Annotated in this window: 21 protein-coding genes, 3 pseudogenes and 1 riboswitch; of the genes and pseudogenes, 5 read left to right on the top strand and 19 right to left on the bottom strand. The window is 70.9% G+C overall.

The genetic code is table 11. From position 1 onward, the window contains the following. Positions 1–77: 77 nt before the first annotated feature. A riboswitch (cobalamin riboswitch) is annotated at positions 78–257 on the bottom strand. 84 nt (positions 258–341) lie between these two features. Beyond that, the gene (locus tag ACFY0I_RS10470) at positions 342–1,256 is read left to right on the top strand and encodes a cobalamin-binding protein (protein ID WP_388892867.1); all 915 of its coding nucleotides are present in this window, start codon (positions 342–344) and stop codon (positions 1,254–1,256) included. Further along, entirely contained in the window at positions 1,253–1,879 is a 627-nt protein-coding gene (locus tag ACFY0I_RS10465; protein ID WP_388892865.1) for an N-acetylmuramoyl-L-alanine amidase, read from the top strand. The genes ACFY0I_RS10470 and ACFY0I_RS10465 overlap by 4 nt, the downstream gene beginning before the upstream one ends. A 774-nt stretch (positions 1,880–2,653) precedes the next feature. Here the strand turns inward: ACFY0I_RS10465 and ACFY0I_RS10460 are convergent. The 5 genes and pseudogenes from ACFY0I_RS10460 to ACFY0I_RS10440 all read right to left on the bottom strand — a co-directional run bounded on the left by ACFY0I_RS10460 (position 2,654) and on the right by ACFY0I_RS10440 (position 6,555). Next, a complete protein-coding gene (locus ACFY0I_RS10460; protein WP_388892863.1) occupies positions 2,654–3,910 on the bottom strand; it encodes a beta-propeller fold lactonase family protein in 1,257 nt (418 codons plus the stop codon). Between the two features lie 287 nt (positions 3,911–4,197). Further along, positions 4,198–4,425: pseudogene (locus ACFY0I_RS10455) on the bottom strand (IS481 family transposase); the annotation flags it as partial. A 25-nt stretch (positions 4,426–4,450) separates the two neighbouring features. After that, complete coding sequence (locus ACFY0I_RS10450; protein WP_388892861.1) at positions 4,451–5,476, bottom strand: hypothetical protein; 1,026 nt, start codon at positions 5,474–5,476, stop codon at positions 4,451–4,453. 323 nt (positions 5,477–5,799) lie between these two features. Next, positions 5,800–6,237 carry an NUDIX domain-containing protein gene (locus tag ACFY0I_RS10445; RefSeq protein WP_388892859.1) on the bottom strand — a complete coding sequence of 146 codons (438 nt, stop codon included), beginning with the start codon at positions 6,235–6,237 and terminating at the stop codon, positions 5,800–5,802. 30 nt (positions 6,238–6,267) lie between these two features. After that, a complete protein-coding gene (locus ACFY0I_RS10440; RefSeq protein ID WP_388893564.1) occupies positions 6,268–6,555 on the bottom strand; it encodes an SDR family oxidoreductase in 288 nt (95 codons plus the stop codon). On the opposite strand from ACFY0I_RS10440, the pseudogene ACFY0I_RS10435 reads away from it, so the two are divergent. Further along, positions 6,526–6,642, top strand: a pseudogene (locus ACFY0I_RS10435) (site-specific integrase); the annotation flags it as partial. The gene ACFY0I_RS10440 and the pseudogene ACFY0I_RS10435 sit on opposite strands and share 30 nt — an antisense overlap. A gap of 100 nt (positions 6,643–6,742) precedes the next feature. Here ACFY0I_RS10435 and ACFY0I_RS10430 read toward each other — a convergent pair. The 13 genes from ACFY0I_RS10430 to ACFY0I_RS10370 form a co-directional block, all read right to left on the bottom strand. After that, entirely contained in the window at positions 6,743–8,113 is a 1,371-nt protein-coding gene (locus tag ACFY0I_RS10430; RefSeq protein ID WP_388892857.1) for a hypothetical protein, read from the bottom strand. A gap of 363 nt (positions 8,114–8,476) precedes the next feature. Further along, positions 8,477–9,028 (bottom strand): MOSC domain-containing protein, encoded by a 552-nt coding sequence (locus ACFY0I_RS10425; RefSeq protein ID WP_388892855.1) that lies wholly within the window; start codon positions 9,026–9,028, stop codon positions 8,477–8,479. A gap of 7 nt (positions 9,029–9,035) precedes the next feature. Then, complete coding sequence (locus ACFY0I_RS10420; RefSeq protein WP_327733592.1) at positions 9,036–9,269, bottom strand: acyl carrier protein; 234 nt, start codon at positions 9,267–9,269, stop codon at positions 9,036–9,038. Positions 9,270–9,271: 2 nt separating this feature from the next. Further along, a complete protein-coding gene (locus tag ACFY0I_RS10415) occupies positions 9,272–10,282 on the bottom strand; it encodes an NAD(P)H-dependent flavin oxidoreductase (protein WP_388892853.1) in 1,011 nt (336 codons plus the stop codon). Then, positions 10,279–11,148, bottom strand: a complete 870-nt coding sequence (locus ACFY0I_RS10410; RefSeq protein WP_388892851.1) for a hypothetical protein — start codon at positions 11,146–11,148, stop codon at positions 10,279–10,281. Before ACFY0I_RS10410 ends, ACFY0I_RS10415 begins: the two co-directional genes overlap by 4 nt. Further along, entirely contained in the window at positions 11,135–12,049 is a 915-nt protein-coding gene (locus tag ACFY0I_RS10405; RefSeq protein ID WP_388892849.1) for a diiron oxygenase, read from the bottom strand. Before ACFY0I_RS10405 ends, ACFY0I_RS10410 begins: the two co-directional genes overlap by 14 nt. A 5-nt stretch (positions 12,050–12,054) precedes the next feature. After that, the gene (locus ACFY0I_RS10400) at positions 12,055–13,011 is read right to left on the bottom strand and encodes an inositol monophosphatase family protein (protein WP_388892847.1); all 957 of its coding nucleotides are present in this window, start codon (positions 13,009–13,011) and stop codon (positions 12,055–12,057) included. Continuing rightward, a complete protein-coding gene (locus ACFY0I_RS10395; protein ID WP_388892845.1) occupies positions 13,008–14,366 on the bottom strand; it encodes an aspartate aminotransferase family protein in 1,359 nt (452 codons plus the stop codon). Before ACFY0I_RS10395 ends, ACFY0I_RS10400 begins: the two co-directional genes overlap by 4 nt. A gap of 103 nt (positions 14,367–14,469) precedes the next feature. Beyond that, complete coding sequence (locus ACFY0I_RS10390) at positions 14,470–14,997, bottom strand: hypothetical protein (RefSeq protein ID WP_388892843.1); 528 nt, start codon at positions 14,995–14,997, stop codon at positions 14,470–14,472. A gap of 228 nt (positions 14,998–15,225) precedes the next feature. Then, positions 15,226–16,227, bottom strand: coding sequence for a phosphotransferase (locus ACFY0I_RS10385; protein WP_388892841.1), 1,002 nt, complete (start codon positions 16,225–16,227; stop codon positions 15,226–15,228). A 31-nt stretch (positions 16,228–16,258) separates the two neighbouring features. Continuing rightward, positions 16,259–17,209 (bottom strand): ROK family protein, encoded by a 951-nt coding sequence (locus tag ACFY0I_RS10380; RefSeq protein ID WP_388892839.1) that lies wholly within the window; start codon positions 17,207–17,209, stop codon positions 16,259–16,261. Beyond that, a complete protein-coding gene (locus ACFY0I_RS10375; RefSeq protein WP_388892837.1) occupies positions 17,206–18,333 on the bottom strand; it encodes a zinc-binding dehydrogenase in 1,128 nt (375 codons plus the stop codon). The genes ACFY0I_RS10380 and ACFY0I_RS10375 overlap by 4 nt, the downstream gene beginning before the upstream one ends. Positions 18,334–18,807: 474 nt before the next feature. After that, entirely contained in the window at positions 18,808–19,788 is a 981-nt protein-coding gene (locus ACFY0I_RS10370) for an alpha/beta hydrolase-fold protein (protein ID WP_388892835.1), read from the bottom strand. Between the two features lie 176 nt (positions 19,789–19,964). Between ACFY0I_RS10370 and ACFY0I_RS10365 the strand changes: the two are divergent. After that, positions 19,965–20,205, top strand: a pseudogene (locus ACFY0I_RS10365) (transposase); the annotation flags it as partial. Between the two features lie 481 nt (positions 20,206–20,686). On the opposite strand, the gene ACFY0I_RS10360 reads toward ACFY0I_RS10365, so the two are convergent. Beyond that, positions 20,687–21,280: a TetR/AcrR family transcriptional regulator gene (locus tag ACFY0I_RS10360; protein WP_388892833.1), complete on the bottom strand. Its 594-nt coding sequence runs from the start codon at positions 21,278–21,280 to the stop codon at positions 20,687–20,689. Between the two features lie 278 nt (positions 21,281–21,558). Here ACFY0I_RS10360 and ACFY0I_RS10355 point away from each other — a divergent pair. Further along, positions 21,559–22,355: M23 family metallopeptidase (locus ACFY0I_RS10355; protein WP_388892831.1), on the top strand; the 797-nt coding region annotated here is incomplete at its 3' end.

Below are 22,355 nucleotides of genomic sequence, written 5' to 3'. Positions count from 1 at the left end.
CCGTTCGGGTACTCCGCCGGATCACCAGGGCCGTGGTCACGTACCGGTGCCATGCGTGTCTGCTCCATCCTCGTGGACAACACGGAACACCCCACGGCCGGTATCCTGGCTCCCGGATCATCGCGCGCTCTTCGACCTTCCCGACGGATGGATTCCGTCAGTGGCCTGACCTGCTGAAGAACGCACTTCCCGGTCACAGTGGCGGGACCGCGCCGGATTCACACCGGCTTCCCTGCACCGCGGGCTTGTCACGAACATATAGTTGGACGTCCTAGTAAGTCCACCCCCGCCGCGGCGCGGTGGTGTGAAGGGCCCTGCGGAGCGGGACCTACAGTCGGGTCATGCGCATCGTCTCCCTGCTGCCCGCGGCCACCGACATCGTCGCCGAGCTCGGCCTGACCGCCGATCTGGTGGGCCGTACGCACGAATGCGACTGGCCGCCACGGGCCGTGGCCGGCGTGCCGGTGGTCACCTCCGCCGAGTTCTCGGCGGACGCCCTGAGCAGCCGGGAGATCTCCGCCGCCGTCGGCGGCGCCGCGCACAGCGGCTCCTCGCTCTACACCCTCGACACCGGGGCACTGGGTGCTTTGGCCCCCGACGTGATCCTGACCCAGGACCTGTGCGACGTCTGCGCCGTCTCCTACGCCGGGGTCACCCGGGCGGTGCGCGTGCTCGACGGTGGACCCCGCGTGCTCAGCCTGGAGCCGCGCACGCTGGGCGACGTACTGGACTGCCTGGTCACGGTGGGCGAGCTGCTCGGCGTACGGGAGCACGCGCGGGAGCGGCGGGAGGCGCTCGCCGACCGGCTGGAGACCGTACGGGCGCGGACGGCCGGGCGGCGGCGGCCCCGGGTGGTGGCGATCGAATGGCTCGACCCGCTCTGGCCGGCCGGCCACTGGGTGCCCGAGCAGATCGGGTACGCGGGCGGCGAAGCGCTGCTCGCCGCCCCCGGCGAACACACCCGGCCGATGGACTGGGCGGCGGTCCGGGCCGCCCGCCCGGACGTCGTCCTGGTCATGCCCTGCGGCTTCGATCCGCAGCGAACCCTGCGCGAGCGGGAGCTGCTGACCTCGCTGCCCGGCTGGGAGGACCTGCCGGCGGTGCGGTCCGGCGAGGTGTGGGTGCTGGACGGGCCGGCGTACTTCAACCGGCCCGGTCCCCGCGTCGTGCGCGGCGCGGAGGTGCTGGCGCACGTACTGCACGGGGTCCGGGCGGGCGAGCCGGTGACGGCGGCGGAGGCCTTCCGACTCGGGTGAGGAGGCGGAGAGGGCGGGGCCGACGAAGGCGGAGGCGGAGGCGGTACCTCTTTGTCGCCGTGCTCACCAGGAATACGGAGGCCTGGAAGGACATCCCCCCACTCGGACGGGATGTCCGGTTGATCGCCTCGGAGCCGGCCGGCGTGAGCCACGAGAAGGTGCGCTCCACCGCCCACCGTTTGGGCTGGACCTGGAAGCCGCGCTGGTCAGGGTTCCTTCCGCAGATCTCCAAACCGCGGCCTCTGTCACAGGTAGCGGAGGGAACACCGACACCGCCCGCACATGGTCGGTGGGACCGACAAGAGGCTCAGCCTCCGCCGGCGCAAGTCTCCGTCCTCGCCGACCTGTGCGCCCGGGTGTGCCGCCAGTACGACGCGCCGGCCTCCGAGATCTACGGGCACCGGGACTTCAACAGCACCGCGTGTCCCGGTGACACTCTCTCCGCGCTGCTGCCGAAGCTGCGCGAGGACGTCGCCCGGCGACGCGGAAGCGCCGAGCCCGTGTCGCTGCCGCGCCGGCCCGAACACCCTCCTCTCGACCGGCCCGCCGACCCGGCGGCGGTGGCCGACGCTCACTCGGAGTACCTCCCGGAAGGCCTGCTGGGGTCTCTGCGCCACGGCTGACACGCACGGCGCGGACGGCTCACGTCACGGTTCGGTACGGTCGTCGCCCGCCAGCGGCCCGACCGTCCGCAGCAACCGCTCCGTGTGCCTGTCGGCAAAGCCGCTCCCGCCCGTGGCTTCGTGCCGTCAGGTGCGCCGCACGGCCGGCAGCACGTGGTCGTGCCGGCCGTGCGGTGCGGCAGCCCGCGCGGGGCCCGGTGCCGCTACGGGGCCGCGGGGATCAAGACCGGCTGGCCCGTGATGACGAGGGTGAAAACGCGTCCGGGGGGACCAGGAGGGCCCGCAGGTCCGGCTGCTCCCTGGGGTCCGGCGGGGCCGGCTGATCCCGGGGTGCCGGCCGGGCCGGGGACCCCCGGAGCGCCCTGGGCTCCCGGAGGACCGGGGGCTCCAGCCGGTCCAGCCGGTCCGGGGGGTCCGGGAGGTCCGGGGGGTCCGGGAGGAAACGGAGGCTCTCCGGGGTGGGACTCGCACGACTCGTCCCATGGCCGCTCCTCGGCGCATTCGTCGTGCTGCGGAGGCGGGTACACCGTCAGGTACTGCGCGTCCGACGGGTCCTGCGGGGTGGCGGCGGCTGCGGGCGCCGCGAAACCGGCACCCGTGAGGGCGAGCGAGACAACGGCTCCGGCGACCCATCCGGTCCGGCGTGGCGGACCGCTCCGCCGGGTTGCTGCTGTGCTTTCAGACGGCATGCACGTACTCCTGATCATCGTCCGCTGGAAGTGGCCCCGGGGCCTGTGGGCAGTCGGCGACCGCCTTCGGGTCGTCGCGAGGCCGTCATGGCGTGGCACAGACGGCGTACGGGGTGAGGGTGACGTCGTCCCGGGTCCTGTTCTGCCCGTTCACCTCCCAGTCGTTGGTGCCGGGTACCGGCCTGCTGACGAGCTGGTCCGGTGCGGGACCGGTGGATCCGAAGCCGCCGCCCGTCAGCACGCTGCCGGCCGGGCAGGACACCTTCGAGGTCCCCGGCACCGAGCCCAGGTCGATTCCGATGGGCGCGCCTTCGGGACTGTCGATGGTCCCGGAGACGGAGTTGGTGGCGAGGTCGATGACGGATACCCCGTGCGCGCCGTTGGGGTGGCTGACGTACAGCCGGGCTCCGGTGGGGGAGACCGCCATTTCCGCGGGATCAAAGGTGGTGGGGATCGAAGTGACGACGCTGTTCGTGGCGGCATCGATGACCGTCACCCGGGCGTTGTTCCGGTCGGCGACGTAGACGCGCTTACCGTCCAGCGAGACCTCCACGCCGTCCAGCCCCTGGTTGACCGGAATCGGCACCACGACCGTGTTGGTGGCGGTGTCGATGACCGATACCTCGCCCGAGGTGTTCTCGGTGACGTAGACACGTGCGCCGCTCGGCGAGATGGCCACCTTCCGCGGTGCGCTCGGTCCGACGTCCACCGTCGTGATGACCGTCATGGTGGCGGAGTCGATCACTGCCACCACACCTGCGCCCCGGTAGGCGACGTAGAGGCGTTTCCCGTCCGGGGATACCGCCAGCCCGTTCGGGAGCGTGTCCGCCCCCGTCTCGAGGGTGCCCGCGACGGCATTGGTGGCGGTGTTGATCGCCACCACGCGGTTGGCCAGTCCGTTCCCCTCCACGGTGACATAGGCGCGACTGTCGTCCGGCGAGATGGCCACGCTCTCCGGAGTGCCGTTCCCCGTGGGGATTTCGGCCACCACGGTGTTGGTGAGAGCGTCGATCGCCGACACGGCGCCCGAGTCCCGCTCCGTCACGTACACCTTCTTGCCGTTTCGGGTGGCGGCGACCTGCAGGGGCCCGCTGAACGCTCCGGTGTCGATGCTCGTCACGAGGGCGTTGGTGGCGGTGTCGAACACCTCGACCTTGTCCTGGCCCGTGTTGGCGACGTATGCGTACGTGCCGGGTGCGGCAGGAGCCGCCAGGGCGACGGACGGCGTCAGAACGGCTGCGGCAGCGAGTACCGCGCACGATGCTTTCCGGACGCCGTGCTTCGACACGTACCCCCGGACGCTCCCCCCACGCGGATTCCCGCGGACGGCGAAGTGCTGCATGGATCCTCCTCGAACGACCCGATCAGGGAGTGTCCCAGTTCGAGCTGCGAGGAACGTTGTATGCGTAGTTATATCTGATTATCAATCACGACATGTCGCAAGTACTCCAAATATCGCAATCCGGCCTACCTTCGGGGCAAGGTCAACGGCCAGGCCTCGGGGCTGTCCATCGACCTGTACAGGGCTGACCGGACACAGCGCCGGACAAGGCCACCGGCCCAGGTGTGTCGTCCGGGCAGGTTGGTGACGCGGCTGGCGGGTGTTTGGCCTTGGATGCCGGTCGCTGCCGGTCGCTGCCGTTCGTAGCGGCGGACCGGCACGCCGGTGGCGCGGTCCAGGGTGGCCAGTGGCGGCAGGCCGTGGCGAATCAGGTTGCGGTGGGCGGTGGAGGGCGCGATCCCGCGGCGGGCGGCCAGCCGCAGGGGGCCGATGCGGTGTTCGCGCCGTAGTCGCAGAACGTGTTCCTCGACCGTGGCCGGTGTCCGGGCGGGCTGGTGGTGGGGGCGACTGGTCCGGCCGCCACCGGGGGGTGTGGCCGGGTCAGGGGAGGGTCGGGCCGACGGTGCCGTCGAGGGCGGTGACGTCGCCGGTGAGGGCTCCGTTGTTGGCCAGTCCGGCGGCGCCGCCGGGGCGTCCGGGGCCGCCGTTGCCTCCCAGGAGGGTGCCGGCGGGAAGGGTGGGGCCGGTGACGGCGAGCTGGTCGTTGTTGCCGTGGCCGCCGTTGCCGCCTTCCTCGCCCTGGCGGCCGGCCCTGCCTCCCCCGCCGCCGCGGATGTCCACGGTCCCGGTGACCTGGGTGACTCCGTCGGTGCCGTGACCTCCGTTGCCGCCTTCGCCGGCGGCGCTGCCGTTCCCGCCGGGCCCGCCGCTGATCACCGCCCGGTTGTCCGGGCTGCCGAGCAGGTAGATCTCGCTGTTGCTGCCGTCACCGCCCGCCCCGCCGTCGGCGTCCCAGTTGCCGGGTGACATCGCGCTGCCGCCGGGGCCGCCGCCGGCGATGACGGTGCCCTGGGCGGTGATGTTGCCGTCGTTGCCGATGCCGCCGGCGCCGCCGTCTCCCCTCTTGATCCCTCCCTCGCCTCCGCCGCCGCCGAGGACGGTGATGTGGTCGATGCCGCCTCCGCCGAGGATGGTCCGGTTGTTGCCGTCCCCGCCGTTGCCACCGCGATCGGTCACGTATCCGTTGTCGCCGGAGCCGCCCCTGACGAAGATGGTGTCGTTGCCGGGGCCGCCGTCGATGGTCCCGTCGTTGCCAATCTGGCCGTTGCCGCTCGGGGTGCCCGACGAGGTCTCGCCCAGGACGATGATCGTGTCGTTACCGGCCCCGGCTTCGACGGACGTACCGCGCACGACGCCTTCCCCGCAGCGGATCGTGTCGTCACCGCTGGTGCCGTGGATCGTCGTCCCCGACACCTCGACGAAGTTGACGGTGCAGGTGATCGACGGGGCGGCCGACGCCTGGCCGGGTAAGGCGATGACCAGGCCGCATGCGGAAGCCAGGGCGACGGTGGCGGAGAGCGCGGCCCTCCGCGACGCGGAGTGGACGGACGGACGGTGTGCAGACATCGGATCCTCCCCGAGAGGCAGCTCTGCGGGCAGGATCATCAGGAGAACCGCCCGCGCGACCGAGATCACCCCCATCGCGCGATCATCACTCCCCCTGTATGCGTCCGCCTACTCCGACGACGGGCACACTGGCCGAAGAAGATCGACTCCACTGATCCCGTGGACAGTCACGGGACCAGATCGAGCGCGGCGCTGACCGTCGAGCTGGACCGCGGCGCGATGCGGCTCCGGCCAGGGACGCAGAGCTCGGGCACACCGTGGGCGCCGTCGGGGCCGACGCACCTCGGCGTTGGTCCCGACGGCACATCCACAAAGACGGACAGCTACTTCGCAGCCTCTGCCCGAAGGGTGCCGGCGCCGATGGAGCCCCTGAGGACGTGGGCGATCTCCTCGGGCTTGAGGTTGATGCCGTCGAGCCCCTCCACGGTCAGCGGGATCTCCTCCAGCGCGTACTCGCCGCGACCCTCGGCACTGAACTCGGGCCCGGAGCGGTCCTCGAAGGACCAGGTCGCGATGCGGGCGAGATAGAAGAACTGACGCTCCTCCTCGGACTCCATCGTGTGGAGGAGGCGGATGATGTCGGCCTTCCCCGCGATCTCCTCATGGATCTCCCGGTGAAGGGCGGCCTCTCGAGACTCGTCACTGGCTTCGACACCACCACCGGGCAGGACCCAGTACACCGGGATGCCGGGCTTGGTGCGACGGATGACCAGCATCGTGTCGTCAGCGGTGACGAGGACGGCACGGACTCGTTCGATCATTTCGCTCTGTCTCCTTGCTTGTTGACGGTCTCAGTGCAGCAGCCGGCCACCGTCGACGTGGACGGATCGGCCAGTGATGAACGAGGCGGAGGGGCCCACGAGCAAAGCCACCAGGGCCGCGACATCTTCAGGCCTACCACGGCGAGACACGCACTGGCGCGTGATCTGGTCCTCCGGGCGCGCGAGGTATTGGGCCGGGATGGCGTTCTCGGGCTCGATCTGGATGGCGCCGGGCATGACCGTGTTGACGCAGACCCCGTACGGGCCCAGTTCGCGGGCGAGGGAGCCATCACGGACATCGCCGAATGGATGGGCCACAAGAGCCTCGACATCACCTTCAAGATCTACCGCCACCTCATGCCCGGCTCCATCGGCAAAGCCGCCAAGATCCTCGACGTAGGCCTGGCCGGCCGCGTGAAGTACTCCACGTCCAGTGGCCGAGAGCCCGCTCGCCTGGTCCATCGGCCCTGGCAGCGAGCCTGCGGCAGCCGTGCGGGGCCCGGTCTCAGTCGGCGGAGGAGGCTGGGTCGTCGAGTTCGTGCAGCCCCGCCGGGTCCTCGTCGGTCAGCAGCTCCCCGGTCACGGTGACGAAGCGCTGGGCGTGGCCTCGGTGGACGCAGAAGAGTTGGTCGCGCGTGCCGGTCCGGTCCCGGTACACAGCCAGCGCCGGGCCGTACTTGCTGCTGTGGCCCGGCATCGCGGTGTCCGTGCTCCACCCTGCGCCGTCGAAGGCGGACCACCACAGCTGCTGGCGGGCGGGGTCCCGGTGGACGCACATCAACTTGCCGTCGAAGACGGCGAGGCCGATGTTGCTCCGGGTGCGGTGGCCGGGCAGCGCACCCTCGGAGGCCCAGGTGGTGCCGCGCAGCCTGGTCCAGTGGATCGCTCCGTCCTTGGGGTTGCCGTACAGCAGGTGCAGGCTGCCGTCGTACACGGCGAGCGCCGGGGACCTGGTCGTGGCGCAGCCGGGAACGGGTTCGGGGGGTGTCCAGCTGCGGCCGTCCCGGCTGGTGGTGACCATGATCCGCTGGGCCGCGTCGGCGTAGGCGAGGTGAAGCGCGTCATGGAAGACGGCCAGCGCCGGGCCGTAGACGCTCTCCGCGTCCGGGACCGGCCGGTCCGGCGCCCAGGCGTCACCGTCGTACGAGGTCAGCGCCATGCCCCAGTCGCCCGAGCCGCCGCGGTGCGCGCAGTACAGCCGGTCCTGGAACACGGCCAGGGCCGGGCTGCCCAGGGTGTGGTGACCGGGGAACGGCTGGTCCTCGGACCAGCTGCCGTCCGCGCGGTGCGCGGTCCACCACAGCTCGGGGTCATCGCCCCGGCCTTCGTAGACGCAGTACAGGTCATCGCGGAAGACGGCCACGGCCGGTGTTTCGGAGGCGTAGCGCGCCGTGAACTGAACGTCGGCACCCCAGCCTTCGCCCGGTTCGAACACGCTGAACCACAGGCCGGTCTCGCGCGGCGGCGCGTTGAGGGCCACGGGGGCGAGGAGGGTGGGCGCCGCCCACGGCGAGACCAGCTCGCACCCGGTGCCCCGGGCGGCCGACCCGATCTGTTCGGCGCGGCCGGCCAGCCCCGCGCCGACGGTTTCGGCGAGGGCCTCGGGCAGGGAGCCGGCGAGTACTTCCTCCACCAGGCGGGGGAATTCACCGTCGGACCCGTTGCTGTTGGGGCGTGCGAAATGGTCGGCGGCGCCCTGGTCGAGGCGGAGGGCGAAGCCCCACTCCAGCAGGTGGACGGAGACGGCCGCCCCCGCTGCGGCGAGCTCCGCGCCCGCCCGTTCCGCGCGCTCCACGGCCTTGGACGACGGAGCGTCCGCGCCGAACTCCGGAGCCTTGCCGCTCTGCCGCCCGGGGGCGGCGCCTTCGATCGCCATGCTGTCCTCCTGTCTGCTGGGCCACGGGCCGGAAAGCCGCATTCCGCGCGGCGCGCGGCGAACCGTTCCGATCCGCGGATTGACATGGGCGCTTGCGGCCCGGTTCCGGCCGTGGGCCGTATGAGGGCTCTCCCACGCTTCACCGGGCCGGCCGGTGCGGACAAGTAGCCGTCCGGCCGCCTGCTGTCGGCGACTGGCCCCTGGGTCGCGGTACCGCAGGCGAGGGCCATGAAGGAGTCGGGGCCGGATCCGGCCGGGTCTGCGCCGGCTCAGCGGCGCCCCGGGACGCCGGCGTACGGGGTCCTCGATTCGGTGATGGCGTGCCGGTGTTCGGGCACGTCGTATGGGGCTTCCGTGCCGTCCTCAGGGAAGGTCGGACGGAACGGGGGGCACGAGCTGCCGCGCGCCGTGCGGCAACGGGAGGATCTGGTCACCCACTCGGATCGTCCCGCCGCGGACCACCTCGGCCCGCAGGCCGCCGCGGTGCAGCAGGCCGCGGATCAGGCCCGGGCGGACCAGTTGTTCGAGGCGCGCGCAGGGTTCGCTGAGTTTGAGGCCGCGCAGGAGCACCGTGCCGATCTGGAACTCCTGGTCCACCAGCGGGTTGAGCCGGATCTCGCGGCAGGCGAGGTTGCGTCGGCATTCGGCGGGGGTGAGCGTGACGCCGTGTTCGCGGGCCAGGGCCTCGAGCGCCTCGGCCTCGATGAGGGTGACGTCGCAGACCCCGGACGCCCGGCCGGTGCCCCGGTGCCGGGGCCTGGGGCCCTCGCCCGCCCAGTAGTTGCGGTCACCCTCCAGCCCACGGCCGGTCACCGCGCGGGCCCGTGCTACGCGGAAGGTGGGCTCCCCGGCGCGTGCGGCGAGGTGCAGGGAGATGACCCGGCCGGGGCCGTGTGGCGGCGGAGCCTGTGCCATGGACGGTTCACCCCTTCAGGAAGTGGTCCGTGAGGGACCGAAGGGTGCGGAACTGGTTCACGTCGATCTGGTCGAGCTGCAGTTCCCGGCCGATCAAGTCCTCCAGCAGCAGGATGAATTCCATGAAGCCGAGCGAGTCGATCAGCCGGTTCTCGATCAGGTCGAGGTCCTCCGGGATCTCTTCGACGGTGGGGTTGCGTTCGCGCAGCCAGTCCACGACGGGCTTGATCACGTCGTCCACGGTCACCTCTCCTGGGTCCGGTGCAGTTGTCGGGAGTCCGTCGGGGGCCGGCGCGCGCTCTCGTACTCCAGGCGGACCCGGGCAACGGTGACGGCGGCCGGGTGCAGGACGGTGACGCGGCTGCAGGACCGGCCGCAGTACATGGCCATCTCCTCGATGCGGCCGGTGGTGGCCTCGCTCGGAGCCGCCGCGCTGTAGCGCGGTACCGGGTGCTCCCGGCCGTCCACCCGGGTGGTGGCCATGAAGGTGGCCGGGGCGCGGTCCGATGCGTTGGTGAGGGCATTGCGCAGCACCCGGTGCGGGCGGTTCGGCCAGCCGATGTCGAAGAGGGAGGTGATGAGGGTGTCGTCGGCCACGGCCTCGACCACCCGGCGTTTGAACTCCGGGTGCGCGGTGGATTCTGTGGCCGGGACGAACAGGGTTCCGGCCATGGCCCCGTCCGCGCCGCGCGCCACGGCCTCCGCGAGGTCCTTCCCGGTGGCGATCCCGCCCGCGACGGCCAGTACCGCGTGCGGGTGGCGGGCACGGACGGCGGCCAGGAGAAGGTCCACGGGCAGTCGGCCGAGCAGGTGGCCGCCGGCTTCGGTGCCCTGGAGGACCAGGACCGCCGCCCCCTGCCCGAGGGCCGTGTCGGCGTCCGCGAGGGTGCCGACCTGGACCACCAGCGGGTGTCCGGCCGCCCGCACGGCTTGGGCCGCTTCGGCGTCGGGCAGCCCGAAAGAGGTGACGAAGCAGCCCGCGGGCAGTTCGGGCAGGACGGCCAGGAGCTGGTCCAGACAGCCGGGCCGCCCGGTGACCTCGGGGACCACGTTCACCCCGAACGGGCGGCCGGTGGCGGCCGCCACCTCCCGGACCAACCGGGCGGCCCGCGCGGGCTTTTCCTTGTACAGCGCGAGGGTCCCACCCGCTCCGGCCCGGGACACCTCGGCGCACAGGGCGGGGCCGGCAACGGCGCCCATCCCGGCTTGCAGGAGGGGAAGTTCGAGCCCGAGCCGGGCGGTCAGCCGGGTCACGAGATTTCCCCCGCCTGCCGTACCGCGCGGTGCGCGGCGGTCAGGTCCCCTTCGAAGAGGTCGCTCAGAACGTGCACCCAGCGTTCCAGGCCAAAGGCGACGCAGCCGGTGAAGGCCGGGCGGCCGGCGTGGCCGATGGCGCGACGCTCGCCGAAGAAGTTGCGGTGGTTGTTGGTGGACGCGACGGCGGTGCCGTCGGTGTGCAGGTACTCCTCCTTGACCGGGGCGAGGAGCTGCATGACGGAGCGGGCCCCGTCCTTCTCGAAGAACGGGTCGGTGGCGGGCTGCCGGTCCAGGGTGAGGCCGAGGGCCTGGCCGAAGGCGAGGATCCGCTCCTGGTGCCGGTCGAGGTGGGTCCGTACGGCTTCGGCGGAGCCGACGCACACGATCTCCCGCATGGTGAACCCCCAGAGCCTGCGCAGCCCGTCGTGGTGGTCCTCGTTACGGAAGCACTGCGCGACGGTGCTGATCAGTACGGGGGTGTCGGCGCTGGTGCCGGTCAGGTGCAGGAAGCAGCCGTAGCAGGCCGCGGAGGGCAGCAGGTGGGTGGCGTCGGCCAGCTCGGATGCGGGCAGCGCGGTGGTGGCTCCGGGCGGAGCCGCGGCGAGGGCGGCCAGCCGGTCGGGGCGGATCCGGGTGACCGCGCTGCCCAGGTGCGGAAAGTTGCGGAAGTAGTCGAGGGACCGCAGGTCTTCGGCCCGCAGCAGCGGTGGGTAGCCCTGCTGCCGGGCCCCGGCCTCCGTACCCCAGCGGGTGAACACCGCGTCGAGGGCGTTCCTCAGCAGGACGGCTGGTTCGTCGAGGGTGGCGAGTCCGTCCCGGACCGACCAGGTGGCCCCAGTGGCCGTGGGGTCAGTGACGGGCATCGAACACCCCGATCCGGTGGAGGAAGTCGGTGGTCTTGTGCAGGACCTTGGCGTGAGCGGCCTGCCGGGCGGGGTGGGCGAGCAGCCGTTGGCGCAGCGCGAAGCCGTTCGCGAGGCCCGCGTCCCGGTAGACGGCCGGGTTGTAGAAGGACTCCATGCTGGTGGTGACGTAGCGGCCGAGATAGCTGCGCAGTTCGAGCCGGGCCGCCTCGTCCAGGCCGCTGTCGAGGAGCCGCTCCCACAGCAGTTGCACCAGGCGGCGGCCGAAGGCGATGTGCCGGGACTCGTCCTGGTGGTGCAGCCGGTTGATGTGCCGGATGGTCGCGTGCAGTCGGCGGTCGGCGGCCAGCTGGACGTTGTAGTGGTCGACGATCTGCTCGAAGATCAGGATCCGGGCGAAGACAAGGAAGTTCTCGATGTCCGGGTCGCGCGGGGCCTCGGGAAGTTTGACCGACTTATCAGGGTAGATCTTGTCGGCGTACTTGAGGCAGAAGGTGGCGAAGAACCACATGTGGTCGTTCTCCTCGCCGATGAAGTGATGGAAGAACTCGGAGGGGAGCTCGAAGCCGGGGGTGTGGACGCGCCGGGTGACCTCGATGAGCAGCTCGCGGATACCGTGCACGTTGAGGCTGTAGAAGTTGACGCTCTCCCACCGGCTCAAGGCCTGGAGCTGGGCCGGGCTCAGTTCGTCCATCAGCTCCGTTCCGTGGACGGAGAGCAGTTCGGGGGACATCCAGAGCCCTTCGGTGGGGATCGTGGGCGGCCAGTCGAAGGTGGTGAACGGGTTGTAGTAGTCCGCGGTGGCCTTTTCGGAGAGCCTGTCGAGCAGGACCCTGAACGCGGTGTCGTCGGCTGTCGCGGTGCCGGCCGCTCCGGCGGGCGGGGTGTTCCGGGGGCGCATGGGCTTCACTCCTTCCATCGGACGGCCGACAGCAGGGCTCGGTGCAGTTCGGGGGTGGATGCGGCCACGCAGGACCGTTGGTTGTTGATGCTCAGGTCCGTCAGGACGGTGTCGCCGAGCGGCTGTCCGTAGCCGTCGGTGATGACCACGCCGGCCCGCTCGGCGAGGAAGACGGCCGCCGCGATGTCGTACGGGAACAGGTGCAGGACCCGGCCGTTGCCGACGCGTTCGAACTCGGGCAGCAGCGCCGGATCGTCGCGCAGCAACCGGTTGCCGATGTCCACGTACGCGTCGAGCTGGCCCGTGAGCAGCCGGGAGATGGACCAGGTGGCGCTGTTGAAGACGAAGACCCCACCGGTGTTGGCCGAGCGGTCGATGAGGTGGCCGTAGGCCTCGGTCATCAGGCGGGCGGGGTGGCCGTTGAACTCCAGCGACCAGAACATCCGCGCGGGGTCGGTGGTGCGGGTCAGGGCCGGGACGGGGTGGTCGTAGCCGTGCGCCGTGATGCCGGGCGTCGCCAGGTCCCCGTAGAGGTAGGCGCCCGTACGCAGTTCCATCAGCAGCGCGTGCTCGACGTCGGCGATGCGGGGGCGCTGCGTCATACGGGCGACGGCGACCGAGACGGTGGCCGACTCCAGGCCGGCGACGGCGGGGCGGGTGCCGTCGATGGGGTCGACGACCAGCAGGTGGGCCGGGTCCGTGCCGTGGTACTGCAGGCCGCGGTCCTCGGAGTAGACGGCGACGGGCAGGTCGTGACCGACGACGTACTTCCAGACGGCGGCCTCCGCGACCTCGTCGAGGCCGAACTGGGCGTCCCCGCCGGGCGAATGGCCCCGGACCAGGCGGCTGCCGGCCCGATGCTGGGCGGCCAGCACGGCCTCGCGGACGGCACTGGCGAGGTCGGTCACGTATTGCCGCACGGCCGAGGCCCCGGGCGGGCTGCCGTGCACGGTGCCCGTCATGCGGCGGCCTCGGCGGCGAAGAGGGCTTCGAGCCGGTCGCAGAGCAGATCGGCCTCGGCGCGGGTGAGGATCAGCGGCGGGCGGATCTTGATCACGTTCCCCCGTCCGTAACGGGAGGTGCGCAGGATCAGACCATGGTCCATGCCGCGCCGGGCCAGGGTTTGGGCGCGTTCGCTGTGCGGGCGGCCCTCGTCGTCGCCGATCTCGATCCCGATCATCAGGCCGAGGCCCCGCACGTCCACGACGGCGGGGTGCAGGGCGGCCAGTGCCTGCAGCCGTTCCATGATGTGGGCGCCGACCTCCCGGACGTTCTCCAGGAAGCCGGGGCGGCCTATCACCTCGAGGGTGGTGGCCGCGGCGGCAGCGGCGAGGACGTTGCCGCCGTAGGTGAAGGAGTGGTGGTCGGCGCTGAGCCCGGACATCCGCTCGTCGGCGACGATGGCCGCGATCTGGGCGCCGGAGCCGCCGAGGCCCTTCGCGGTGGTCAGGATGTCGGGCTGGACTCCGTAGTGCTCTGCGGCGAACATCCGGCCGACCCGGCCAATGCCGGTCTGGATTTCGTCGAAGACGAGTGCGATGCCCCGTTCGTCACACAAGGCGCGCAGCGCGGGCAGGTAGCCGCCGGGGGGCACGATGTTGCCGCCGCTGCCGGAGACCGGTTCGACGACCACGCAGGCGACGCTGCCGGAACTGGCGTGGTCGAGGAAGTCGTTGATGCGCTCGACGCAGAGCATGCCGCAGCTGTCGGGGCCTGCCTGGCGGTAGAAGCAACGCAGGCAGTAGGGGTCGGGAACCTGGAGCACTCCGGGCATCAGGTGCGGGAACGGGGCCTTGCGGAAGGACTCGCCCGACATGGTCGTCGTCATCATGGTCTGCCCGTGGTGGCTGCGGAACAGGGTGACGACGTCGCGGCGGCCGGTGGCGAGTTGCGCCATCTTGACCGCGCCCTCGTTGGCGGTGGAGCCTCCCGACACCTTCAGGTGCACCTTGGTCAGGTTCGCAGGGGTGACCTCGACCAGCCGCCGGACCAGTTCGTTGACGGGGGCGGTCTGGAAGGTCGAGGTGGCGTGCACCAGCCGTTCGGCCTGGTCGCGCATGGCCTTGACCACTTCGGGGTGCCCGTAGCCGAGGCTCAGGTTGAAGGTACCGGACGCGCAGTCCAGGTACTCGTTGCCGTCGGTGTCGTACAGGTGGATGCCTTCGCCGTGGTCCATCTCGTACGCGCTGACCGGGTAGTACAGGTGGTTCTGCGCGTAGCTCAGGGCATCGCCGCGGACGTCGCTACGGGCACCGATTTGCGCGTCACTCCGGGTATCGCCCCGGGTATCGCGTCGGGCGCGAATGAGATCGGCCATGTGTCTCCTGTCGACTTCCGTCCCGCGGACACGACGGACGGCGGATATCGATATCTCCGGGCACCGGACTGGAATGTTCCCTACGGGATTCGGTGGCCGGATCTCATATGTCCAGAACGAAGGTGAACGCAGCATCCCAACCGTCGGACGTTTCTCGCACATCCATCAGGCATTCTGGCCGGAAATACTTGTCAAGGTGGTTTCGGCGTTCCCCGGGGAAATACAGCATCGTGGTCAGTACGCCTCCGCCGGGCGGCTGCACCTTCACATGCACGTGCCGCGTCCGCCCCGGGTACACGGCGGGCAGCACCGTCTCCAGCCGCCACCGCCCCTCGGCGTCGGCGAACTGGTGGCCGCGCAGCCGAAAACCGTCGTCATCGTAGACTCCAGCGTCCCCGACCTGCCAGAAGTCAAGCAGGGTGCCGCCGATCGGCTTGCCCTCGAGGGTGCGCACAGCGCCGTGCAGCAGCATCGGAACGCCTCCTGCCACATCACCCCGGAAGCTGGTCCTGCAGGGGGTGTCGGGCTTGTAGTACGGCCCTTCGCGCAGGGCGGGCGTGGGCGGCGTCCCGTTGCAGCGAACGGTCGGCGTGAGCGTCTTCAGGACATTTTCCGGGCTTCCGTTCTCCACGGTGGAATTCTCCCTTGGTCAAGGATCTTCGCTTCCGTCCAGGCAGACTAACCGGCATTCTCGATGTTGAGAAGAAGGCCCTGTGTCACCTCTTCGCCATTTATTGGACGTATATTGCCAGGGCTTCCGTCATTCGCAAGGACAGCAGTCGTCTCCTGGGAAAAGAGCGACGCACGGGCCGGATGTGACAGGGGGATAGTCGGTGGGCCGCGCTCGTCCCGTCCGCACTCAGTGCCGGTCGGCGGCGGACCGGCACAGCGCGGCGCGGGCGCGGGCGAAGTAGGCCGGGTCGGGTGGTGCGGTGAGGATGTCGGCGAGCGCGAAGAGGTCCAGCGTCCGACTGAGCCGCAGCCAGTCCACCGGCAGCCGGCCGTTCCCGTCCCGGAAGCCCTCGACGAAGCCCGCGGTGAAGGCCGGCGGGTACTCGTGGGCGAAGCGCAGCATGTTCCCGACGTCGAAGAGCGGGGAGCCGCTGAAGGCGAGTTCCCAATCGAGTACGGCGGCCACCGTCCACTGACCGCTGCGCCGTTGGACCAGGACGTTCTTCGGGTTGAAGTCACAGTGCACCAGGCGGCGTTCACCCGCCACGGCAGCAAGTACCCGGGGCCCCCGGCGGGCGAGGGCACGCAGTGCGGCCGCATCCGTCCCGCTCAGCGGCCCGTCCGCAGCCGAGGTCGCAAGACAGCGGTCGACGAAGCCGGGCAGGTCACCGAGAGGAGCCGCACCTCCTGGGGCCGGGACCAGCGAAGGGTCTCCGAAGGCGCCCGGCCGGGGCAGCCTGACCCGGCCGATCCGCGCCAGCACGGCGCCGACAGCCCGGCCAAGGGCCCGCGCTTCGCCGCTCACCGGGACGTCCGCGAGTACCTGGCTGAGCGGGGTCCCGTCCACGAACCGGTAGAGCAGGGTGGGGCGACCGGTGGCCCGGCCGTGCGGATCGGCCGCGACCACCGTGGTCACCGGGACGGTACTGGCCGCCGCTCGGCCGAGGACGGCGACCTCCACCGCACAGGTGTTGCGTGGAACCCGACTGCCGCTGGGCCGGTAGCGACGCAGCACGTAGCGCTCCGCTCCCGGTGCGTCGGCGTGCTGGGCCGTGAGCAGGGCCATGTCGTTGGTGAACCCGCCGGGCAGCGAGTCCACCCCGTGCAGCCGGGCACCGGGCAGGGCGTGCCGGGTCAGCCAGGCGCGGGTGGCGGGGTCGAGGAGGCCCACCGGATCGGGGCGCGTCACATCGCCCAGCCTGCCCGGCCCGGGGCTGTCCTCATGCCTCCGTTCCCCCCGATGGCCCAGGCCCGGACCACGGCCGCTGCCGCGCGGCAGCGGCCGCCCCGGCCGCCAGGACCAGTCCGCCCGCCGGTCCGGCGAGGCGGCCGAGCCGGGCCGGGACCACGAATTCCTCGGCCGCGTGCTCGGGCAGTCCGGGGTATCCCGCCAGTGCCGTGGCCAGCTCGGCGCGGAGCAGGGGGAAGAGCCCGGCGAGTTCCGCGACGCCGCCTCCGATCACGATCCGCTGGGGCGCCGTCGTGTAGACGATGTTGCGCAGCCCCGCGGCCAGGTAGGACGCCTCCAGCCGCAGCGCCTTGCGCAGTGCGTCGCCGGTCAGTTCTTCGGCCGGTTTTCCCCAGCGGGCGCCCATCGCCTCGCCACCCGCCAGCCCCTCCCAGCAGTCGCCGTGGAAGGGGCAGGAGCCGGGGAAGGCGTCGCCGGCGATCCGGGGCACCGCGAGGTGGCCCATTTCGGTATGGACCAGGCCGCTGACCACCTTGCCGCCGATCACCGCGCCGCCGCCGATGCCAGTGCCTACGGTGAGGTAGACGTAGGTGTCCAGACCGCGCGCCGCGCCCCAGCGGCCCTCGCCGAGGGCCGCGCCGTTGACGTCGGTGTCGATGCCCACCGGCACACCGAGGGCGGTGGCGACCGGACCGGCGACGTCCACCCCGGTCCAGCCGGGTTTGGGGGTGGCGGCGAGGTGACCGAACTTGGCATGACCCGGGCGCAGTTCGAGAGGCCCGAAGGAGGCGATGCCGATCGCCTCCAGCGGTCCGGTCGCGGCCGTCGCCTCCTGGAAGAAGGCGATGGCCCGGGCCAGAGTGGGGCCCGGCTCGCCGGTCGGGAACCGGGTCTCGGCCTCGATTCGGTCGGGGGCCGAGCCGACCAGGCAGACGAACTTGGTCCCGCCGGACTCGATCGACCCGAGGCGCGGCGCGCTCACACGCCCACCGGCCAGCCGTCGGCAGCGACCGGGCCGGAGTGCGAGCGGATGACGACCTTGAGCGCGTCGTACCGCGGTGGTCGTCCGGTGCCACCGTCGCCGTCGCCCCGGGTGAGATCGCCGAGCGCGGCGAAGGCCTCTGTGTAGCGTTCGAGCGGGAACTCGTGCGTCACCAGCCGCTCCAGGACCGGTACGGGGCCGGCGCCGAGTCGTTGTGAGCCGCCCAGCTCGGCGGCCAGGTCCACAGCGACCGGGAAGACATCGGCCCGGTAGTCCCCGGCGCCGATCAGCTGGATGCCCCGATTGGTGAGCTGGAGCGGACGCAGCGGCACGGTGTAGGTGTCATCGAAGCCCATGAGCACGATCCGGCCTCCGTCGTCGATCAGCCGTAACGCCGAGTCGAGGCCGGTACCGGTGGTGTCGAAGACGATGGAGGGACGCTCACCGCCCGAGGCCTTCACCACGGCTTCGGCCGGGTCCGTTCCGGCCGCGTCCACCACGTGCGTGAACTGTTCGCGGGCCTGCTCCAGCCGGTATCCGTCCGGTTCGGCGACGGTGACCCGGCGCGCATGGCGGGCGGCGATGAGCGCGGTCAGCATCCCGATCGGGCCCGCGCCGAGCACCACCACGGTGTCGTCGAAGGTCAAGGACGCGGCCTTGATGTTGTTCAGGACGCAGGCCAGCGGCTCGATCAGGACCGCGCTGCGGAAGGGCAGCCCGACGGGGATCCGCTCGACGAAACGTTCCGGCAGAGTGACGGCCTCCGCGTACGTGCCGTCCCGGTCGACACCGACCTCGGTCCCGGCCTTGTGACGGCAGAAGTTGGTCGCGCCCCGACGGCACGGAACGCACCACCCGCAGTACAGCGTGGGGTTGACCACCACCCGGTCTCCCACCCCGACCGAACGCACTTGCGGCCCCGTCTCTCGCACCACACCCACCGACTCGTGCCCGAGCACCACGCCCGGCCGGGCGGGGAAGCGACCGAGCAGGATCTTGCGGTCCGTTCCGCAGACCCCCGTACCCACGATCTCCACCACGACGTCGTCGCCGTTCACGAGTTGGGCGGCGGGCCGGTCCTGCAGTTCGGCGGAGCCGGGACCCAGATACACGAGAGCGCGCACGAGACCTCCCCATCGGTGTTCGGGAGGGCGACGCTAGCGCAGCCGAGCACAGCCGGCCACGTCGCTTCTGAGCCACTCCACACCATCGGCCGACCTGGCTCCGGGCGCCGCAGCTTCCGAGACGGCCGAGACGGCCGAGACGGCAATGAAGTCGCCCCGACGCTCAGGGGTCAAGCGGGGGCCGGGCGGGACCAGAGCGTCAAACGGGCGGGGCCACGAGCGCGCTCAGCCGGGCGCAACCACAGATGGGCAAGGCCGTCAGGTCGAAGGTGACCTACAGTCAGCCTCCGTGCCCACAGCCGATGCAGCGCCCAAGTTCGCCGCGGCACGGCAGGAAGGTCACCGTGCCCGAAGGGGGGCACGGCCCCGCGGAACCGCCCCTTCACCCCGCCCCTTCACCCCTTTGACGTGGCGCGATCCGCACTCCGGGCCTTGCGCAGGCCGTCGAGGGGGACATTGCGCGAGGTCTCCCCTTCACGCCTTGCGCAGGCGGTCGATGACGCCGTTGATGTCGCGCTCCAACAGATGCCGGCGGACCCAGTGGCCGCCGTCCACCTCATGTTGCTCGTAGGGGATGCCCGCGCGGTCGAGGTGCCACTTGAACTCCCGCTGGGTGGCGAGCACCAAGGTCTCGTTGGCGTAACCCTGGATGTCCTGGGGGCTGGTGCCGGCGACCAGGAAGACCCGCTTGTGCCGGTAGCTCTCGAGGCGCTCGCACGGGTTGTCCGCGCTGACCCGGGCCTGGTCCCAGAAGGGCGCGCCATAGACGCTGCCGCCGTTCAGTTCCACGGCGGCGGAGGAGACGTTGGCCCAGTGGGTCACCAGGTCACCGTTGCCCCCGCGCAGGTTGGCCGGGCCGGAGTGGGCGCTGACCGAGGCGAAGTGGCCGTAGTACTTGGCCGCGTACTTCAGGGCGCCGAAGCCGCCCATGGAGAAGCCGGAGACGGCGCGGCCGTCGTATTCGGCGTAGGTGCGGAAGTTCGCGTCGATCCACGGGATCAGCTGCCCGATGTGGAAGTACTCCCAGTTCCGGGCGCCGATGTTGGAGCTCACCGCGTTGGAGTACCAGCCGGCGCGCCCGCCGTCGGGCATCACGACGATGAGGTCCTTCCAGGCCGTCAGACCCCGGATGTCGTGGTGCGCGTCGAAGGTGATGAAGTCCTCCAGGCCACCGTGGAGCAGGTAGAGAACGGGGTAGCGGCGCCCGCTGGTGTGGTAGCCGTCGGGGAGCAGCACGTTGACGGCCGGGGTCCAGCCGCCGATGGCGGAGGTTTGGAACCGGTAGTACCACATCCGGTGATCCTGCTCGTTGCGTTCCGTGACGCGCAGGAAGTCGTCGGCCGCCGAGGCCGCCGACGCCGACGCGAGAACGCCGCCGGCTCCCAGGGCCACCGCTGCGGTGAGCCCGCCCGCGGACTTGAGGATGCTCCTGCGGGTGGGGTTCTGCGTGGTCAAGGTGACCTCCTGTGGGCGAGCTGACTGGGGATCCGGTTACCGTCCCGGCGGCACCGGCGGTTGGGAGGCTAGTGATCAGCGCCCGCGAGGAATATCCGGAACCTTACGGACTGACAGAACCGGCTCGCGTCCTCTAGGGCCTGTGTGATGCCGTGAGGGCAACTGCGGAATTTTTAATGCGAGTTCATCGATCCATGCTGCCGATCGGTAGGTACGACCCGCACCCGGAGCGATTACGGGAGCAGTTCGAGGGGGTGATCTGGCGGTCCGCCCAGTGCACAGTGGCGGGAGATGCCTGCCGAGTGCGGCCCCTGGGCCGCCGTCCACGAACGCTTCCGCGTCCGGCGGGACGCCGGTGTCTTCACCGCCCTACTGGAAGGCCTGATCACCGAGGGTGCCCGCACGGGAAGAACAGACGCAATGATCTGGATCGACGACCTGATCAAGACCGCCGAATCATCGCGACATCACACAGACCCTATGCCTGACGGGCCTGACGGGCCTGACGGGCAAAGCGCGCGAGCTTAGCGGGAGGGGCCGCGGGTGACCACCCGTAAATCTCCGGATCCCCGGGCCGTGTCCCTCTGGGTAGCTTTCAGCGCGATCACACTGTGACCCAGCGCGACCGCGACGGGTCCCCCTTTTCCGTGAGTGCCTCGTACCGCTACCGACCAGGAGCCCGTCGTGAGCCCACACCGTCCCTCCCGCAGAGCGCTTCTCAGAGCCAGCGGTGGACTGGCGGCTGCGATATCCCTCGCAGGCGCAAACGTCCTCGCGACGGGATCCGGGGCCAGTGCCGCCGGAAACGGCATCGGTCTCCGCTCCGCCCAGCCAGTCCAGTCGGACGCGGGCGGCCCGACCACCCGCGACGAGATCCTTCTCCGTGCCCGGCCCAGGACTATGGCTGGATCGAACGCCAGATGCGGTCGGACAGGACACGGGCGGCCTCGGTGAGGTCGATGTCCTGCGGGGTGGCCAGCCAGCGGTGGGCGGCCACCGCCACCGGCCCGACGACCAGGACCTCCAGGAGCGCATCGGGGAGCGCCGCGATCTCACCCGCCTCGACCCACGGCCGCAAATGGTCGGCGACGCGCGGAAAGTGGTCCGGCTCGATGCCGCGGGCCGGGTCCGCATGGACGGCCAGGTAGCTGGAGTAGGCCGAGCCGTGCAGGAACCGGGCCATCTCCGGGTTCTCCCTGGTGAACCGCAGGTACGTGGTCACCAGTGCGCGGATTCCGGTACGGGCGCTCCTGGCTCGGCCGAAGGCGGTGAGGACCTCGCCGTACTGCCGCTCCAGACAGCGCGAGTAGAGCGCGGCGGCCAGACCGTCGACGCTGCCGAAGTGGTGGTACAGGCTGCCCAGGCTGACCCCGCTGGCCGAGGTGATCGCGTGGACCGTGAAGCCGGCCTGGCCCTCGGCGGCGTACACCTGGAGTGCCGCGGCCAGCAAGCGTTCGACGGTGATCTCGCCACGGGACTGCTTCATTGCCATGGGCGGAGAGTTTAGTGCGCGACCGGAAGTGTGTGCCGGGTGGCGGATTTCGGGCCTCGCCGCGGTCGCGTGCCGGGGCGGGCCGGCCAGTGAGAACCGCCCGGCCTCGCGGCCGCTTCGGATGGGTCGGGCCGAGTCGCTCCGGCAGCGCCATCCCGCCAAACTAAAATACCTTTCTAGAAACTTGTTCCATAGTCAGGACCCGGGAAGCATACTGACGCCGTTCCGCGGCCCCGAGTCGTACGGCCTTCAGGGCCCATCTCACTCCAAGGAGACGCATGAGAATCACACGGGTCGGCCTCCTGGCAGCGGCGGCGGCAGCGCTGCTGCTCGCACCGATCGCGCCCACGCCCGCCTCGGCCTCCGCCCCGGCTCGACAGGTGAACGCGGCGGCAGACCGGCCGGACTTCTTACTTCCGTTCCCCTGTAGCAGCGTGATCGAAGTGAAGACCTACCGAGGTCACAACCCGGACGACAAGAAGATGGACATGTACCGGCAGGGCATGCGGGAGGGCAGCCCCGTCCTGGCCTCGGCCGACGGCTACGTGCACGAGACCTTCTCGCCGGGCGGGCTGGAGATCCGCCACGGCGGCGGTTGGTTCACCACGTACATGCACATGACCGGCGTGGCGAGGGAAGGCACGTGGGTCAAGCGCGGCGACGTGGTCGGCTACATGGGGGACGTCGGTTCGGAAGGCAGGCCCCACCTGCACTACGAGCAGCTTTACAACCCCAGCAGCGACCAGGACGCCGACAACCAGCACATCGTCAACCCCGTCCTTCAGGGTCAGGGGCCGCTGGTCTTGAACCCCGACAGCCCGATCACCATGACGAGCACGAACTGCGGTGTGTCCGCCGGCAGTAGCCTGTTCGCCCAGTCCCCGGACCGTTCCGCTGTGTTCCAGTGGTCCGGCAACGGGACGACCTGGAACAAGGTCGGCGGAGCAGCCGGAACACTGTACGCGGGCGGAGCGGGCGTGTTCGCCACCAACCCCACCAACGGCGACCTCTACAAAATGAACGGCCCCAACAACTGGGCCAAAATCGGCGGACCCGCCAAAACCTTCGCCGTCAC

The organism is Streptomyces sp. NPDC001568 (assembly GCF_042893755.1).
Classification (GTDB): domain Bacteria; phylum Actinomycetota; class Actinomycetes; order Streptomycetales; family Streptomycetaceae; genus Streptomyces.
This window is presented reverse-complemented; position numbering and strand designations above follow the sequence as displayed.